The 15,923-nt window shown below is 63.3% G+C and carries 11 protein-coding genes and 1 other annotated feature; of the genes, 9 read left to right on the forward strand and 2 right to left on the reverse strand.

Translation table 11 applies throughout. The features are described from left to right. Positions 1 to 49: 49 nt before the first annotated feature. Both OKC29_RS02760 and OKC29_RS02765 read right to left on the reverse strand, forming a co-directional pair. The gene (locus OKC29_RS02760) at positions 50 to 1,972 is read right to left on the reverse strand and encodes an ATP-dependent DNA helicase (RefSeq protein ID WP_073350360.1); all 1,923 of its coding nucleotides are present in this window, start codon (positions 1,970 to 1,972) and stop codon (positions 50 to 52) included. Between the two features lie 67 nt (positions 1,973 to 2,039). Further along, a complete protein-coding gene (locus OKC29_RS02765) occupies positions 2,040 to 2,282 on the reverse strand; it encodes a hypothetical protein (RefSeq protein WP_011706055.1) in 243 nt (80 codons plus the stop codon). Positions 2,283 to 2,465: 183 nt separating this feature from the next. Beyond that, positions 2,466 to 2,594 (forward strand) — a sequence feature (His leader region). A gap of 24 nt (positions 2,595 to 2,618) precedes the next feature. Between OKC29_RS02765 and hisG the strand changes: the two genes are divergently transcribed. The 9 genes from hisG to OKC29_RS02810 all read left to right on the forward strand — a co-directional run bounded on the left by hisG (position 2,619) and on the right by OKC29_RS02810 (position 15,866). After that, positions 2,619 to 3,515, forward strand: coding sequence for an ATP phosphoribosyltransferase (gene hisG, locus OKC29_RS02770; protein ID WP_017408376.1), 897 nt, complete (start codon positions 2,619 to 2,621; stop codon positions 3,513 to 3,515). 12 nt (positions 3,516 to 3,527) lie between these two features. Beyond that, positions 3,528 to 4,853, forward strand: a complete 1,326-nt coding sequence (gene hisD / locus OKC29_RS02775; RefSeq protein WP_073350362.1) for a histidinol dehydrogenase — start codon at positions 3,528 to 3,530, stop codon at positions 4,851 to 4,853. Continuing rightward, a complete protein-coding gene (hisC, locus tag OKC29_RS02780) occupies positions 4,850 to 5,920 on the forward strand; it encodes a histidinol-phosphate transaminase (protein ID WP_073350364.1) in 1,071 nt (356 codons plus the stop codon). The genes hisD and hisC overlap by 4 nt, the downstream gene beginning before the upstream one ends. Positions 5,921 to 5,935: 15 nt before the next feature. Beyond that, positions 5,936 to 7,087 (forward strand): bifunctional histidinol-phosphatase/imidazoleglycerol-phosphate dehydratase HisB, encoded by a 1,152-nt coding sequence (gene hisB / locus OKC29_RS02785; RefSeq protein WP_073350366.1) that lies wholly within the window; start codon positions 5,936 to 5,938, stop codon positions 7,085 to 7,087. After that, positions 7,087 to 7,728 carry an imidazole glycerol phosphate synthase subunit HisH gene (hisH, locus tag OKC29_RS02790; protein ID WP_073350368.1) on the forward strand — a complete coding sequence of 214 codons (642 nt, stop codon included), beginning with the start codon at positions 7,087 to 7,089 and terminating at the stop codon, positions 7,726 to 7,728. The genes hisB and hisH overlap by 1 nt, the downstream gene beginning before the upstream one ends. A 5-nt stretch (positions 7,729 to 7,733) precedes the next feature. Beyond that, positions 7,734 to 8,477 carry a 1-(5-phosphoribosyl)-5-[(5-phosphoribosylamino)methylideneamino]imidazole-4-carboxamide isomerase gene (gene hisA / locus OKC29_RS02795; RefSeq protein ID WP_073350370.1) on the forward strand — a complete coding sequence of 248 codons (744 nt, stop codon included), beginning with the start codon at positions 7,734 to 7,736 and terminating at the stop codon, positions 8,475 to 8,477. A 165-nt stretch (positions 8,478 to 8,642) separates the two neighbouring features. Next, entirely contained in the window at positions 8,643 to 9,752 is a 1,110-nt protein-coding gene (locus tag OKC29_RS02800; RefSeq protein ID WP_073350372.1) for a response regulator, read from the forward strand. Then, complete coding sequence (locus OKC29_RS02805; RefSeq protein ID WP_073350374.1) at positions 9,745 to 11,898, forward strand: PAS domain-containing protein; 2,154 nt, start codon at positions 9,745 to 9,747, stop codon at positions 11,896 to 11,898. Before OKC29_RS02800 ends, OKC29_RS02805 begins: the two co-directional genes overlap by 8 nt. Continuing rightward, complete coding sequence (locus OKC29_RS02810) at positions 11,895 to 15,866, forward strand: PAS domain S-box protein (protein ID WP_073350376.1); 3,972 nt, start codon at positions 11,895 to 11,897, stop codon at positions 15,864 to 15,866. Before OKC29_RS02805 ends, OKC29_RS02810 begins: the two co-directional genes overlap by 4 nt. Positions 15,867 to 15,923 lie beyond the last annotated feature (57 nt).

Here is a 15,923-nt window from a genome sequence, read left to right on the forward strand (position 1 = left end):
GTTTTTCAAAATGTTGCAAGGCTTGGCGGCCGCGCCAGCGCAAACGCGATCACCGCCCGGCGAGCGCCTGCTGCTCGAAGAAATTTCCCAGCATCGCCAGCTCCCGGGTCCGTGGAATGGCGGGCAGACTCTTGATAAAGGTGGCGCCGTAGGGCTTGTTGACCATGCGGGGATCACAGATGACCAATACTCCGTGATCACCGCGGTCACGGATGAGCCGCCCTACCCCCTGTTTCAAGGCGATCACCGCCTTCGGCAGCTGGATATCGGCGAAGGGATCGCCGCCCCTGAGCTTGCAGTCATCCACTCGCGCTTTAAGCTGCGGATCATCGGGACTGGCAAACGGCAGCTTGTCGATGATAACACAGGAGAGCGCCGCTCCCCGCACGTCGATCCCCTCCCAGAAGCTGCTGGTCGCCACCAGCACGGCGCGGCCATTCTCAACGAACTCCTTGAGCAGCCGCTGCTTGTTGTCCTCTCCCTGCAACAGGACGGTACGGCCGATCTCCCGGCGCAGCACCTCGGCCACCTGGCGCATCACCTGATGGCTGGTACAGAGAAAGAAACAGCCCCCCGGCGTCTTGTTGATGAGCGGGATCATCAAATTGGCCAGCTGCTCGCCACGGCCAAAGGCATTGGGCTCAGGCAGAAAGCGCGGCACGCACAGCCGCGCCTGCTCGCTATAGTCGAACGGGCTGTCGAGAATAAGCTCGGCACTGCCGGCCAGTCCCAGCTCGGCTTTGAAGTGATCAAAGCGCATGTCTACCGTCAGGGTGGCCGAGGTAAACACCCAGGCGACCTCGGGGCGCAGCACCTCGGCGCCAAAGCGCTCGGCCACCGACAGCGGTGTGAGGTTGAGGGTAAAGTGCAGCCGCGAGCAGTCGTACCAGTAAGAGAAACCGGTCTGGTTGATGGCCAATACCTCTCCCAACCGAGTGCGCAGCTCACTGATCCGCTCGAAACAGTGATCCAGCTGCTCGCCGCGCCCGAGCGCCAGTTTCAACACCTCGTAACAGAGTCCGAGGGCATCGTTGAGGCGGGCCAGCGCCTGGCCCCAGAGCGGCTGGCGCAACATGTCACGGGTATTGCCGCGCCCACCGTCCACCCCGAAGGCAAGCCGCAGATCCTGGCTGGCAATGGCGAGCCGGTCGGCCGCCTTGCCGAGCTGGGCCATGTCGTGGGCCTCGGCCCGATAGGCGAGCTGGATATCTTGCGCCAGATCCAGAATGGTGCGGCTGCCCACCGATTTGCCGAAGTAGTTGGTGGCGATCTCGGGCAACTGGTGCGCTTCGTCAAACACGTAGACCTGCGCTTCGGGCACCAGCTCGCCAAATCCCGTGTCTTTCACCGCCATGTCGGCGAAGAAGAGGTGGTGGTTGATCACCACCACCTGGGCATCCATGGCACGGCGGCGAGCCACCACCAGATGGCAGTCGTCGTAATAGGGACAGTCGCGACCGAGGCAGTTTTCATTGGTGCTGGTGACGTGCGCGAGGATCTCGGCGTTCTCCTGCAGCCCCGGAATATCCCCCACGTCGCCGTTGTCGGTGGCGGTGGACCAGGACTTCACCTTGACCAGGTCATTGAGTACTTCCGGTTTTTGCAGGTGGGATTCGCTGAGCAGCCGGTTCATCCGCTCGATGCACAGATAGTTGCTGCGCCCCTTGAGCAGGGCCACCGGCGGGGTATAGGAGAGCGCCCCCGTGATGGTAGGGAGATCCCGGTAGAAAAGCTGCTCCTGCAGGTTCTTTGAGCCGGTGCTGATCACCACCCGTTTGCCGGATTCCAGCGCCGGCACCAGGTAGGCGTAAGTTTTGCCGGTGCCGGTGCCCGCCTCCACCAGCAAGCGACCATGCTCCTTGATGGCACGCGCCACCGCCTCGGCCATCTCCAGTTGCGGGGCACGGGCTTTGAAGCCGTCGATATGGCTGGCCAGAGGGCCGTCTGGCTTGAACAGGGTCTGGATGGTCAAAAGGGCGTCCCGCAGCAAAAGGGGGCATTATGCCAAAAGTGTGGCAAAAGCGGGACTGATTCTGCGCCTAGACGAAGAGATCGATCTGGTGATCGGGATCCGGTTTGTGATCATCCTCTTCAGGTGCTGGCTGATCACGCTTGGCCGATGGATAGGGCTGCTGGCGCTGCTGGGAGTCACCGTTGTCGGTGCTGGTCTTGCGCAGCTGATGCTTCTGGCTGATCTGGGTCACTTCCCGCTTGATGTCGTCACTGCTCGGGGCGGCCGGTGCCCGGGGCAGAATGGGGAATAACAGGTCCTGACTGGGCATGATGTCGCCTCCTCTGGCTCACCTTGTCTAGTTATCGACCAGAAAACCGTTTTCTCAACTTTAATCGACCAAATCACATTTTCAGGTTGCTTTTTCCGTCAAGGCAGGTAGTTTAAATCGGGCGTCAACTACGACATCTTATTTGTAAAGGATTGATTACATGCAGTTCACCAGCCTGAAGACTCACCACCATCATCATCCCGAATAGTCTTTCAGGAGGTTGACTGCTGGAAGACACTTAACTGGTGACTTCCAAAAGGACCGCAAGATTCATAAGCCCTCGGAAGCACTGACTTCCGAGGGCTTTTTCGTTTTTGACTAGAAGGAAATCGAGCAATGGAAACACAACGTCTGCGCATCGCCATGCAAAAATCCGGTCGCCTGAGCCAAGACTCCCAGGCCCTGTTCAAGAGCTGCGGCCTCAAGATCAACCTGCGCGAACAGCGCCTCATCGCCCATGTCGAGAACATGCCCATCGACATCCTGCGGGTCCGTGATGACGACATCCCGGGGCTGGTGATGGAAGGGGTGGTCGACCTTGGCATCATCGGCGAGAACGTGCTGGAAGAGGTGCAGCTCATCCGCGCTTCCCAGGGCCAGCCCTTTGCGGTCAAGACCCTCAAGCAGCTCGACTTCGGCGGCTGCCGCCTCTCCCTGGCGGTACCGGACGACGTCACCTACACCGGGCCACAGAGCCTCGCCGGCAAGCGCATCGCCACCTCCTACCCGGGGCTGCTCAAGCGCTTCTTCGACGAAAAAGGGCTCGGTTTCAAGAGCGTGATGCTGGGCGGCTCGGTAGAAGTAGCACCCCGCGCGGGCCTGGCCGATGCCATCTGCGATCTGGTCTCCACCGGCGCGACTCTTGAGGCCAACGGCCTCAAAGAGGTGGAAGTGATCTACCGCTCCAAGGCGGTACTGGTACAGGCGCCCAACCCCTTGTCCGATGCCAAGCAGAAGATCATCGACACCCTGCTGCCCCGCATTCAGGGGATGCAGCAGGCGCGCGAGAGCAAGTACATCATGCTGCACGCGCCCAAGGACAAGCTCGATGCCATCACCGATTTGCTGCCGGGCGCCGAACGTCCCACCATCATGCAGCTGGCGGGCGAGACCAACCAGGTGGCGCTGCACGTCGTCTCCAGCGAGACCCTGTTCTGGGAGACCATGGAACAGCTCAAGGCGCTGGGTGCCAGCTCCATTCTGGTGCTGCCCATCGAAAAAATGATGGAATAAGGAAGGGACATCATGCAGACCCTGATCTGGAAGACCCTCTCCCCCGCCCAGCAGGCCGACGTGCTGACCAGGCCGGCCCTGAGTGACGAAGCCGACATCGGCGCCGTGGTACGGGAGATCATCGCTGCGGTGCGCAGCCGGGGCGACGAGGCCCTGCGCGAGCTGAGCCAGCGCTTCGAGCGCGCTCCGCGCCAGCAACTGCAAGTGAGCGATGCCGAAATCGAGGCTGCCTGCGAGCGCCTCGATGACGACATCAAGGGCGCCATCGAGGCGGCCATCGCCAACATTCGCACCTTCCACGCCGCCCAAGTGCAACCCGTGGTGCGGGTGGAGACTCAGCCCGGGGTGGTGTGCGAGCTCCGCACCCAGCCCATCAGCCGGGTCGGCCTCTACGTACCCGGGGGCAGCGCACCGCTCCCCTCCACCGTGATGATGCTGGCCATTCCGGCCCGCTTGGCCGGTTGCCGTGAAGTGCTGCTCTGCACCCCGTCCCCCGCCAGCGACGAGATCCTGTTCGCCGCCCGCGCCTGCGGGGTCGAGAAGGTGTTCGCCATCGGCGGCGCCCAGGCCATCGCCGCCATGGCCTATGGCACCGAGACCATTCCCAAAGTGGACAAGATCTTCGGCCCGGGCAACGCCTATGTGACCGAAGCAAAGGGCCAGGTGTCACGCGACTGGCGCGGCGCCGCCATCGATATGCCCGCCGGCCCCTCCGAGGTGCTGGTGATCGCCGACGAGAGCGCCAACCCCGCCTTCGTGGCGGCGGATCTGCTCTCCCAGGCCGAGCACGGCCCCGACAGCCAGGTAGTGCTGGTCACCACCTCGCCGCTGCTGGCCGACGCCATCAACGGCGAGATCAAACGCCAGCTGGCCAAGCTGACTCGGCGCGATATCGCCGCGCAGGCGCTCGGCAGCAGTCTGGTGATCCTCTGTGACGATCTGGCAGCAGCCTGCGCTATCTCCAACGCCTACGCACCGGAGCACCTGATCGTGCAGACCCGCGCTCCCCGTGATCTACTGGATCAGCTTGAGAATGCCGGCTCCATCTTCCTCGGGGCATGGACGCCGGAGTCGGTCGGCGATTACGCCAGCGGTACCAACCACACCCTGCCCACTTATGGCTATGCCCGCACCTGCTCGAGCCTGGGCCTCGCCGATTATCAGCGCCGCTACACGGTGCAGGAGCTGAGCGCCGAAGGTATTCGCGGCCTTGGCCCCATCGTCGAGCGCATCGCAGAGGCCGAAGGGCTCGATGGCCACAAGAATGCCGTCACCCTCAGGTTGAACGCCCTGGCCGCCGCGCCCCAACTAACAGCACAGCAGAAGGATTTGTCATGAGCATTGCCAACCTGGCGCGCCGCGTGGTGCGGGCCCTCACCCCCTATCAATCCGCTCGCCGCATCGGCGGCAAGGGCCACGTCTGGCTCAACGCCAACGAGGCGCCGCAGGCCTATCCCTTCACCATCGAGGGCAGCCGTCTCAACCGCTACCCCGAGTGCCAGCCGGCCGAGGTGGTGAACGGTTATGCCGCCTACGCCGGGGTCAATCCCGATCAGGTGCTGGTCAGCCGCGGTGCCGACGAGGCCATCGAGCTCTTGATCCGCACCTTCTGCGAAGCGGGTGAAGATCAGATCCTGATCTGCCCGCCCACTTACGGCATGTACGCAATCAGCGCCGAAACCTGTGGCGTCGGCATCGTCGAGCAGCCGCTGACCGCCAGCCGCCAGCCAGACTGGCCCGCCATTGCCGATCGCCTGTCCGACGTGAAACTGGTGTTCCTCTGCTCCCCCAACAACCCCACCGGGGATCTAGTGGGCCGCGACGGTCTCATCGCCCTGCTGGAAAAAGCCCGGGATCGCGCCATCGTGGTGGTAGACGAGGCCTATATCGAGTTCTGCCCAGAGGCATCCGTGGCAGACCTGCTGACCCGCTTCCCCAATCTGGTGGTGACCCGCACCCTCTCCAAGGCCTTTGCCCTGGCGGGGATCCGCTGCGGCTTTACTCTGGCCGGTCCCGAGGTGATCGCCATGCTGGCCAAGGTGATCGCTCCCTATCCCATCCCCGAGCCCATCGCCCAGATCGCGGCGCAGGCCCTCTCCCCCATGGGACTGGAACTGATGCAGGAGCGAGTGGTGGAGCTCAACAAGCAAAAAGCCGCCTTCAAGGCCGCGCTGGCAACCCTGCCCAGCGTGAAGGAAGTGTTCGAGGACAAGGGCAACTTCGTACTGGTGCGCTTTGTGGATGGCGCCGCCATCTTTGCCGCCATGAAGGCCGCCGGCATCATCTTGCGGGATTTCTCCAGCAAGCCGGGCCTGGACAACAGCATTCGCGTCACCATCGGCTATCAGGGCGAGATGGATGCCGTGCTGGCCGTATTGCGTGACCTGCCCTCTCCCTCTTTTTAAGACAAGGATGTAGCGATGAAGACCCCGTTTTTGTTTATCGACCGCGACGGCACCCTGATTGAAGAGCCGGTGACCGACAAGCAGGTGGACACCCTCGCCAAGCTTCGCTTCGAGCCCATGGTGATCCCGGTGCTGCGCGAATTACAGGCCGCCGGCTACGTGCTGGTGATGGTGACCAACCAGGACGGGCTGGGCACCGCCAGCCTGCCGCTGGAGAACTTCCAGCCCCCCCACGACCTGATGATGCACCTGTTCGAATCACAAGGGGTGAACTGGGAGCAGGTGCTGATCTGCCCGCACTTCCCCACCGATGGCTGCAGTTGCCGCAAACCCCACCTCGGGCTGGTGAAGGAGTATCTCGCCTCCGGTCGCATCGACTTTGCCAACTCCTTCGTGATTGGTGACAGACAGACCGATCTGCAGCTGGCCGACAACATGGGCATTCGCGGTATTCGCTACCACCCGCAGGATCACGACTGGCTCGCCATCCGTGATCAGCTGCTGTCCAAGGGGCGCGTGGCCGAGGTGGAGCGTTACACCAAGGAGACCCGCATTCAGGTTGCGGTGGACTTGGACAAGAGCGGCGGCAACCAGATCGCCACCGGCATCGGCTTCTTTGATCACATGCTGGATCAGATAGCGACTCACGCAGGTTTTCGGCTCAAGCTCAAAGTGAGCGGCGATCTGCACATCGACGATCACCACACGGTAGAAGACGTCGGACTGGCCCTGGGTCAGGCGCTGCGCCAGGCCCTTGGCAGCAAGCGCGGCATCGGACGCTTCGGCTTCGTGCTGGCGATGGACGAGGTGCAGGCGGTGATCGACGGTCGCCCCCGCCTGGTTGACGGCGCCAATGACAGCACCCAGGTCCCCTCGCTGACCGAGCTGGACGTGGCCACCGCGCTCGACTTGAGCGGCCGCCCCTACTTCGTGTTCGACTGCCCGAGCGGTTTTGGCCGCGACAGCGTGGGCGAGATGGCCACCGAGATGGTGCCCCACTTCTTCCGCTCCCTCTCGGACGCCATGGCCATCACCCTGCAGATGAAGGTGGGCAGCGGCAACACCCACCACCAGGTGGAGGCGCTGTTCAAGGGCTTTGGCCGCGCCCTGCGCCAGGCCATTCGGGTGGACGGGAGCGAGCTTCCCTCCAGCAAGGGAGTGCTGTGATGGATGTGAGCAAGCAGAAGCTGGTCATTATTGACACCGGCTGTGCCAATCTGGCCTCGGTGCGCATGGCATTCGAGCGTCTCGGCGTGCAGCCGCAGGTCTCCCGTGAGGCTGCCGACATCGAGCAGGCGGACAAGCTGATCCTGCCCGGCGTCGGCACCGCGGTGGCCGCCATGAAGAATCTCAACGAACGGGGGCTGGTGCCGCTCATTCGCGCCGCCAAGCAGCCGCTGCTGGGTTTTTGCCTCGGCATGCAGATGCTGGCGGAGGCGTCCGAAGAGAGCATGGCGGCCGATGGCAAAACCCATGCCTTGATCGATTGTCTTGGCATAGTACCGGGCAGGATCAAGCTGATGGAGGTGGGCAACTTGCGCCTGCCCCACATGGGCTGGAACCAGATTGAGCACGACGAGAGCCATCCTCTGCTCAAGGGGATCCCGAGCGGCAGCTACTTCTACTTCGTGCACTCCTATGCGCTGGAGGTGACCGAGGCAACGCTGGCGACCTGTGACTATGGCAAGCCTTTCACCGCGATCGTGGGCGGGGTTGCAGAGCACAGCAATTTCTTTGGCGCCCAATTTCACCCGGAGCGCTCCGGCGCGGCCGGTGCCCGCCTACTGCAAAACTTTTTGGAGCTGTAACAAGGATGATTATTCCAGCCATTGATCTGATTAACGGCCAAGTCGTGAGGCTCTATCAGGGCGACTACGGCCAGAAGACCGCCTACAGCGACAGCCCGCAGGCCCGTTTCGACGAATATGTTTCCCAGGGGGCGGTGCAACTGCACCTGGTGGACCTTGATGGTGCCAAGGATGCCAAGGCGCGCCAGCTCCCCCTCATCGCCCAGCTGCTGTCGGCCACCGAAGCGCCGGTGCAGGTGGGGGGCGGCGTGCGCAGCGAGCAGGATGTGGCAGACCTCTTGGCCGCCGGCGCCAGCCGGGTGGTGATCGGCTCCACCGCCGTCAAATCGCCGGATCTGGTGGCCAGCTGGATGGAAAAATATGGCCCCGAGCGCATCGTGCTGGCGCTGGACGTCAACATTGATGCCCAGGGCAATCGCCATATCGCGGTGGCCGGCTGGCAGGAGAACAGCGGGGTGACCATAGAAGCGCTGATCGAGCGCTTTCTGCCCGCCGGGCTCAAGCACGTGCTCTGCACCGACATCAGCCGTGACGGCACCCTCTCAGGCACCAACGTCGAGCTCTACCGGGATCTCTGCGTCCGTTATCCGAGCGTCGGTTTTCAGGCCTCCGGCGGCATTGGCGGCATCGAAGACATCGAGGCGCTCAAGGGTTCAGGGGTCAAGGGGATCATCCTCGGCCGCGCCCTGCTGGAGGGCAAGTTCTCGGTAGGGGATGCCATCGCCTGCTGGGGAAATGGCAGCCTGTAAGCAAGCCGCAGCGTCGCCATCAGGACGTCGATTGAGAGAGAGGCTCCCTGCCGGGCCGTCCGGCCGGAAGCCTCTTCATCAAGGGGTAAATCGAGGTAAGTCCTTATTACTTGGTAACAATTGACTCTATACTCGAATTCACTGAGACAACGTCACGGAGGACCTATGTTTACATCTCACTCCGCCACCATCCTGATTGTCGATGACTCACCCGAAAATCTGATGGTGCTGACCGACCTGCTCTCTCCCACCTATCGGGTGCTCGCCGCCCAGAGCGGGGAGAAGTGTCTGCGGATCGCCACTGGCAAGACAATCCCGGATCTCATCCTGCTGGATGTGATGATGCCTGGCATGGACGGCTATGAGGTGCTCAAACAGCTGCGTATTACCCCTGCCACCAGTCGCATTCCGGTGGTGCTGCTCACCGCCCTCGCCGACCCCCAGAGCGAGGAGTACGGCTTGTCGCTGGGAGCCGCCGACTACATTACCAAGCCCATCAAACCGGCCATCGTCCAGGCGCGGGTACGCACCCAGCTGGAGGCCAAACAGGCCCGCGACGGCCTGCAGCATCAGAACGCGGCGCTGGAGGCCGAGGTGGCACGCCGGATGACCGAGAACGACCTCATCCAGCAAGTCTCCATCCGGGCGCTCGCCCATCTGGCGGAGATCCGCGACCCCGAGACCGGCAATCACATCTTGCGCACCCAGGGCTATGTCAGGCAACTGGCCTGTGCGCTGGCCAGTCACCCCCGTTTTAGCGACACCCTGACCCCCCGCTACATCGATCTGCTCAGCCGCTCGGCGCCGCTGCACGACATCGGCAAGGTGGGCATTCCGGATCAGATCCTGCTCAAGCCGGACAAGCTGACCCCGGCGGAGTGGCAGATCATGCGCACCCACGCCAAGCTCGGCAGCGACGCCATCGAAGAGGCCGAACGGGACATCGAACAGCCGCTGGCGTTTCTCACCCTGGCCAAGGAGATAGCCCACTGGCACCACGAAAGATGGGATGGCAGCGGCTATCCCGATGGCCTGCAAGGGGACGCCATTCCGCTCTCGGCCCGCCTGATGGCACTGGCAGACGTATTCGATGCGCTCATCAATGTGCGGGTCTACAAGGCAGCCATGCCCTATGAGGAGGCCCGCGCCCTGATCCTCTCCGGCAGCGGCCAGCATTTCGACCCGGATGTGGTGACGGCGTTTGACAACCATTTCGAGCAGTTCGTCGCCATCGCCGAGCGCTACCAGGATGACAATGAGGCCAGACATGGCTGAGCAGCCCTCGTTGACCCGGGCCCATGTGCTCAATGTCGTGCTCACCTATGCCGCGGTGGCGAGCCTGTGGATCCTGCTCTCCGACAAGGCGGTGGAGTGGCTGTTCAGCACCCCGGCCCAGTTCGCGCTGGCCAGCACCATCAAGGGGTGGCTGTTCATCCTCATCACCGCCACCATGCTCTATACCATGCTGCGCCGGCGCATCGACCAGCCGACGGTGACCACCACCCCTTCCCGGCGCCAGCTGCTGCCGTTCGTGCTGCTCAACAGCCTGATCCTGGCCCTGACCGCCATGGCCATCGCCCAGAACATCAACCTGACCCAGGACAAAGAGGCCGCCCGGCTCGAGACCATTGCCGATCTCAAGAGCAAGCGCATCACCGAATGGCTCAGCGCCCGGGAATTTGACGCCCACATCCTGTTTGAAAACCCGCTATATGCCGCGCTCTATCGCGAAGCCCAGGCCACCCGGGCCGGTCATGCCAACCTGATGACCAAATTGGACGAATTTATCTCCATTCGCCGCTTCAGTGCTGCCAGCGTGCTCTCGCCAGAGGGCAACCTGCTGTGGCACACCCCGGATGCCAGCGGCCTGAGCGCCCAGTTGCGCGCGGCGTTGAAGGACGCAAAAAGCGGCAGCATCACCCGGGTCGGCCCCTATCTGGACGAACAGGGTCAATCCCGCCTCGACTTTATCGCCCCGCTCCCCATGGCGGGCGACAAGTCGCCTTTCATCGTGCTGCAGATAAGCCGCAGTGACTGGCTCAACAACATTCTCAAATCCTGGCCGGTGCCGGACAGCAGCGGGGAGGCCCTGCTGTTTCGCCGCAGCGGCGATCAGATCCAGTTTCTCAACGATGTGCGCTATCGCCCCGGTTCGGCTCTCACCCTGCATTTGCCTGTCAGCAGCAAGGAGTTGCTGGCAGTCCAGTTCCTGCAGCAGAGTCGCAATGAAGAGGGCAAGGCGCTCTTCTTTGGCAAGGATTACCGCAACACGCCGGTATTTGGCGCCGTACAGCCGGTCATGGGCACCGACTGGTATCTGCTGGCCAAGATAGACAAAGCCGAACTCACCCGGGCGGAGCTCAAAGAGAGCATCTGGATCGGGCTCATTGGCCTGCTGGTGCTGCTTATCGCCAACACCGGCATCGTGCTGCTGCGCCAGCACACCCGGTTGCAGATGGCCGAGCAGGTTCGCCAGTCCCAGGCCGGCCGCCTGCAGGCGCTGCAGTTGCTCTCCGCCATCGCCGACAGCTCGGAAGATGCCATCTTCGCCAAGGACAGAGAGGGCAAATACATCCTGTTCAACCGCGCCGCCAGCCAGTTCGTCGGCAAATCGGCCAGCGAGATGCTGGGTCAGGACGACATGGCCATCTTTCCCCCCGATCAGGCCCGCATGCTGATGGCGCTGGGTGAACAGGTGATCGCCAACAACCGGGTACAGACCCAGGAGGAGTACCTGACCCTGCCAGGCGGCGAGCGGGTGTTTCTCGCCACCAAGGGGCCGCTGCAGGACAGCGACGGCCAGGTGATAGGCATCTTCGGCATCTCTCGCGACATCACGGATTTCAAGCGGGCCGAAGCGGGCCTGCGCGAGCGGGAGGGGCTGTTTCGCGCCCTGGTGGAACAGTCACTGGCCGGCATCTACATCATCCAGCAGGGCCAGCTCTGTTACATCAACCCAGGATTTGCCCGCCTGTTCGGCTACGCCTCGACCGCAACCCTGCTCAAAATTGGCACCCTGCATGCCCTCGCCAGTCCGAAAGACAGCGCCAGGGTGGCTGAGCAGCTGCAGCGCTGCGAACAGGAAGACAGCGAGATCCACACCCGCTTCACCGCCCTGCACCACGACCACCAGAACATCGAGATGGAGCTCTATGGGCGCCGCGTCGACTATCGCGGCCAGCCTGCCGTGCTTGGCCTGCTGCTGGATGTCACCGAGCGCGAACAGGTCGAGCAGGCCCTGACCCGTCAAGCCAGCGAGCTTCGCCAGCAAAACAATGAACTGGAGCGGTTCAACAAGGTGATGGTGGACCGGGAGCTGGCCATGCTGGCCCTCAAGCACAAGATCAACGAGCTGTCACTTCAGCTCGGGCAACAGCCCCCCTATCCGCAGGCCCCCACCCCGCCGGAGGAGTCCCTATGACGCGCTGGTCTTCACTGTGGCACCCTCGCCAACCCAGACAGCGCTGGGGAGTCTGCCTGCTGGCCGTGCTGCTGCCCGTACTGATGCTGCAGATCCGGGTCCAGCTGCCCATCGCCTTTGGCGAGCGGCCGCTGCTGGTGCTGTTCATGCTGCCCATCACCGTCTGCGCGCTGCTCGGCGGCCTGCTGCCCGGCCTGCTCTGTACCCTGGTGAGCGGTCTGCTCACTACCTACTTTCTGCTCGCCCCGCTTCATGAGCTGCGCATCGGCGCCGGGCAGGATCTGGTGCAGTGGGGCATTCTGATCGCCAACGGCGTTCTCATCAGCCTGCTCAGCGCAGCCGTGCACCGCTCCCGCGCCCGGGAAACCCAGCGCTGGCAGGAGCTCAGCAGCATCCAGTCCCGCCTGCAACAAAGCGAGACCCGCTTCCAGGCTACCTTCGAGCAGGCCGCAGTCGGCATCGCCCTGGTCTCCCCGGATGGCAAGTGGCTGCGGGTCAATCGGCGGTTGTGCGACATGCTGGGCTACCAGGCCGACGAGCTGATGGGCATGACCTTCCAGCAGATCACCCACCCGGATGATCTCTTCATCGATCAGACCTACGTGGCCCAGATGCTGGCAGACGAACGTCAGCACTACACCCTGGAGAAGCGTTATCTGCGCAAGGGCGGCGAGGTACTCTGGATCACCCTGACGGTGGCGCTGGTCAAGGATCTCAAGGGAAAACCGGATTATTTCATCTCGGTCATCGAGGATCACCAGCAGCGCAAGGAGACCGAAGAGGCGCTGCGCCGCAACGAGGGGATCCTGCGCGAATCCCAGCACCTGGCCAAGATTGGCAACTGGCGCTGGAACATCGCCGATGACAGCCACTTCTGGTCGCCGGAGATCTACCGCATCTATGGCCGCGATCCTTCCCTGCCCCCCGCCATCTACCCCGAGGTGAGGAAGTACTTCACCCAGGATGGCTGGCGCGCCATCGCACAGTCGGTCGAGCGTTGTCTGCAGGATGGCCTGCCCTACGAGTGCGATGCCGAAGTGATCCACGAGCAGGGTGAACCCATCTGGATCATCGCCCGCGGCGCCGCCCTGCGCGCCAACGACGGCACCATCGTCGAGCTGTATGGCACGGTGCAGGACATTACCGAACGCAAGCTGGCCGAGCAGCAACTGCTGCACAACCAGCAAGTGGCCCTCGATACCCAGCGCCGCGCCAGGCTGGCGGCGCTCAACCTGATGGACGACGCCATCAGCGCCCGCATCCGCGCCGAAACCACCAGCAGTGCCCTGCGCGAGAGCGAGCAGCGGTTGCTGATGGCCCAGGAGGGAGCCCACGTCGGGATCTGGGAGTGGAACATGCAGGGCGGCCGGCTCTTCTTCTCCCCCGAATGCGCCCGCCTCTATGGTCGCAGCGCCGAACAGCTCAGCGAGTTCAAGCAGTGGCACAGCTGCCTGCACCCGGACGACAAGCCCCGCCTCGACAAGTTGCTGGCCGAGCTGCCGGCAAGCGGCAAACCCATCGAAATTGAATTTCGCATCCTCTTGCCAAACGGCGACGTGCGCTGGCTCAGCAGCAAGGGCAGCATCTATCGGGATGCCCAGCAGCGCCCGCTGCGCCTGCTCGGCATCCACCTCGACATCACCGAGCGCAAGCAGGCCGAGCAGCAGTTGCGCCAGCTTTCGCTCGCGCTGGAGCAGAGCCCGGATGGCGTCTTCATCACAGATACCCAGGCCCGCATCGAATATGTCAACGTCGCCTTCCTGGCCGCCAGCGGCTACCAGCAGAGCGAGGTGATAGGGCAGACCCCTTCCCTGCTGCGCTCAGGCCTCACCCCCAAGGCCACCTACATCGCCCTGTGGGATGCCATCAAGCGCGGCCAGCGCTGGCACGGCGAGTTCATCAACCGGCGCAAGGACGGCTCTCACTATCAGGTGCTCGCCACCGTCTCCCCCATTCGCCAGGAGAACGGGGCCGTCACCCACTACGTGACAGTGCAGGCTGACATCACCGAGAAGAAGCAGCTCGGCGAGGAGCTCGATCAGTACCGCTACCACCTGGAGGAGATGGTCAACGAGCGCACCCTGCAGCTGGCTCAGGCCCATCAACGGGCGGAGAGTGCCAACCGCGCCAAGAGTGCCTTCCTGGCCAACATGAGCCACGAGATCCGCACCCCGATGAACGCCATTTTGGGGCTCACCTACCTGCTCAAGCGCGACACGTCGGATCACACCCAACAGGATCGACTGGAGAAGATAGACAACGCCGCCCAGCACCTGCTCACCATCATCAACGACATCCTGGATCTCTCCAAGATCGACGCAGGCAAGATGGCGCTGGAGCAGAGCGACTTCTCCCTTACCGCCATGCTGGACAACGTCAGCGCCCTGATGAGCGAGCAGGCGCGCGCCAAGGGGCTCACCATCATAGTCGACATCGGCGATACCCCGGCCTGGGTGCACGGCGACATCACCCGCCTGCGTCAGGCGCTGCTCAACTACGCGGCCAACGCCATCAAATTCACCGAACAGGGCTCGGTCACCCTGCGAGTCAGGGTGGATCACCCGCTTGCCGGCGGCTATCTGCTGCGCTTCGAGGTGGAGGATACCGGCATCGGCATCAGCCCGGAGCAGAGCGAGAAGCTGTTCCAGGCTTTCGAGCAGGCGGATGTCTCCACCACCCGCAAATACGGCGGCACCGGCCTTGGGCTGGCCATCACCAGCCGGCTTGCCACCCTGATGGGCGGGGAGGTCGGGGTCACCAGCACCCTTGGCAAAGGCAGCTGTTTCTGGTTTACCGCACGCCTCGCGGTGGGTCAGGGTGAACCGCAGCAACCGGCAGCGCTCGAGCAGACGGTGCAGCAGGCCCTCTTCTTTGCCAACCACGCCAGGGTACTGCTGGTGGAGGACAACGCCATCAACCGCGAGGTGGTGCTGGAGCTGCTCAACAACAGCGGCCTCGTCATCGAGACGGCGGTCAATGGCCAGGAGGCGCTGGAGCGCGTCAGCCAGCATGCGTTCGATCTCATCCTGATGGACATACAGATGCCGCTGATGGATGGCTACAGCGCCACTCGTGCCATCCGTGCCCTGCCGGGCTGGGAGCAGGTCCCCATTCTGGCGCTGACCGCCAGTGCCTTCGAAGAGGACAGAAAGGCCTGCGAATCCGCCGGCATGAACGACTTCATCGCCAAACCGGTGACCCCCGCCAAGCTGTTCGAGGCGCTGCAGCAGTGGCTGCCCCACAGCACAGCCGCTGCCCCCAAATACCAGCGGCGAACGACCGACCTGCTAACTGGCCCCCTCACCCGCCTGCAAAATCTGCCCGGGCTGGATCTGCAACAGGGGCTGGCGGCGCTGCAGGGCAACCAGAGCAAATACGTGGCCCTGCTGCGCCACTTCGCCAGCGAGCACAGTCAGGACATGCAGCAGCTGGAGAGCCATCTGCATGCCGGCGACAGGCCAGCCGCCAGCCGGTTGATCCACACCCTGCGCGGGGTGGCCAGCACCCTTGGGCTGGTTGAACTTGCCGCCCAGAGCCAACAACTGGAGCAGGATCTGGCCAACAACAGCCAGACCCTGGCCGAGCGGATGGCACCGATCGATCGCCTCCTCAGCGAACTGCCGGGTCTGCTGGGGGAAGAAGAACCCAGCCCCGCCGCGAACGCCGCGCCGCTTGGCAGCCACTGGCAGCAACAGCTGCTGCGCCAGATTGAGGAGTTGCTGGTGCAGAGCGACACCGCCGTGATCCCGCTGTTTGAGCAGTACGCGGCCCCCCTGCTGCTCGCCTTGGGGACGCCAGGCGAGATCCTGGCTCGCCAGCTGAAAGTGTTTGATTTTGATGGTGCCCTGCTCACCCTTCGTGAGCTGCTGGCAGCAGATGGCTCTCAGCCAGGCTTGAGCGGCCAGGCGCCGGCTGGCACCAGACGGCATCAGGGCGCGAGCAAGCTGGATAAAGGGTTGAATCACTGAATAAAGTCGTGCATATAGTGGTACTCCCCCGAGTGAAGACGCCGCCCGTTTCGGGTC

The organism is Aeromonas sp. QDB34 (assembly GCF_027705405.1).
Classification (GTDB): Bacteria; Pseudomonadota; Gammaproteobacteria; order Enterobacterales; family Aeromonadaceae; genus Aeromonas; species Aeromonas hydrophila.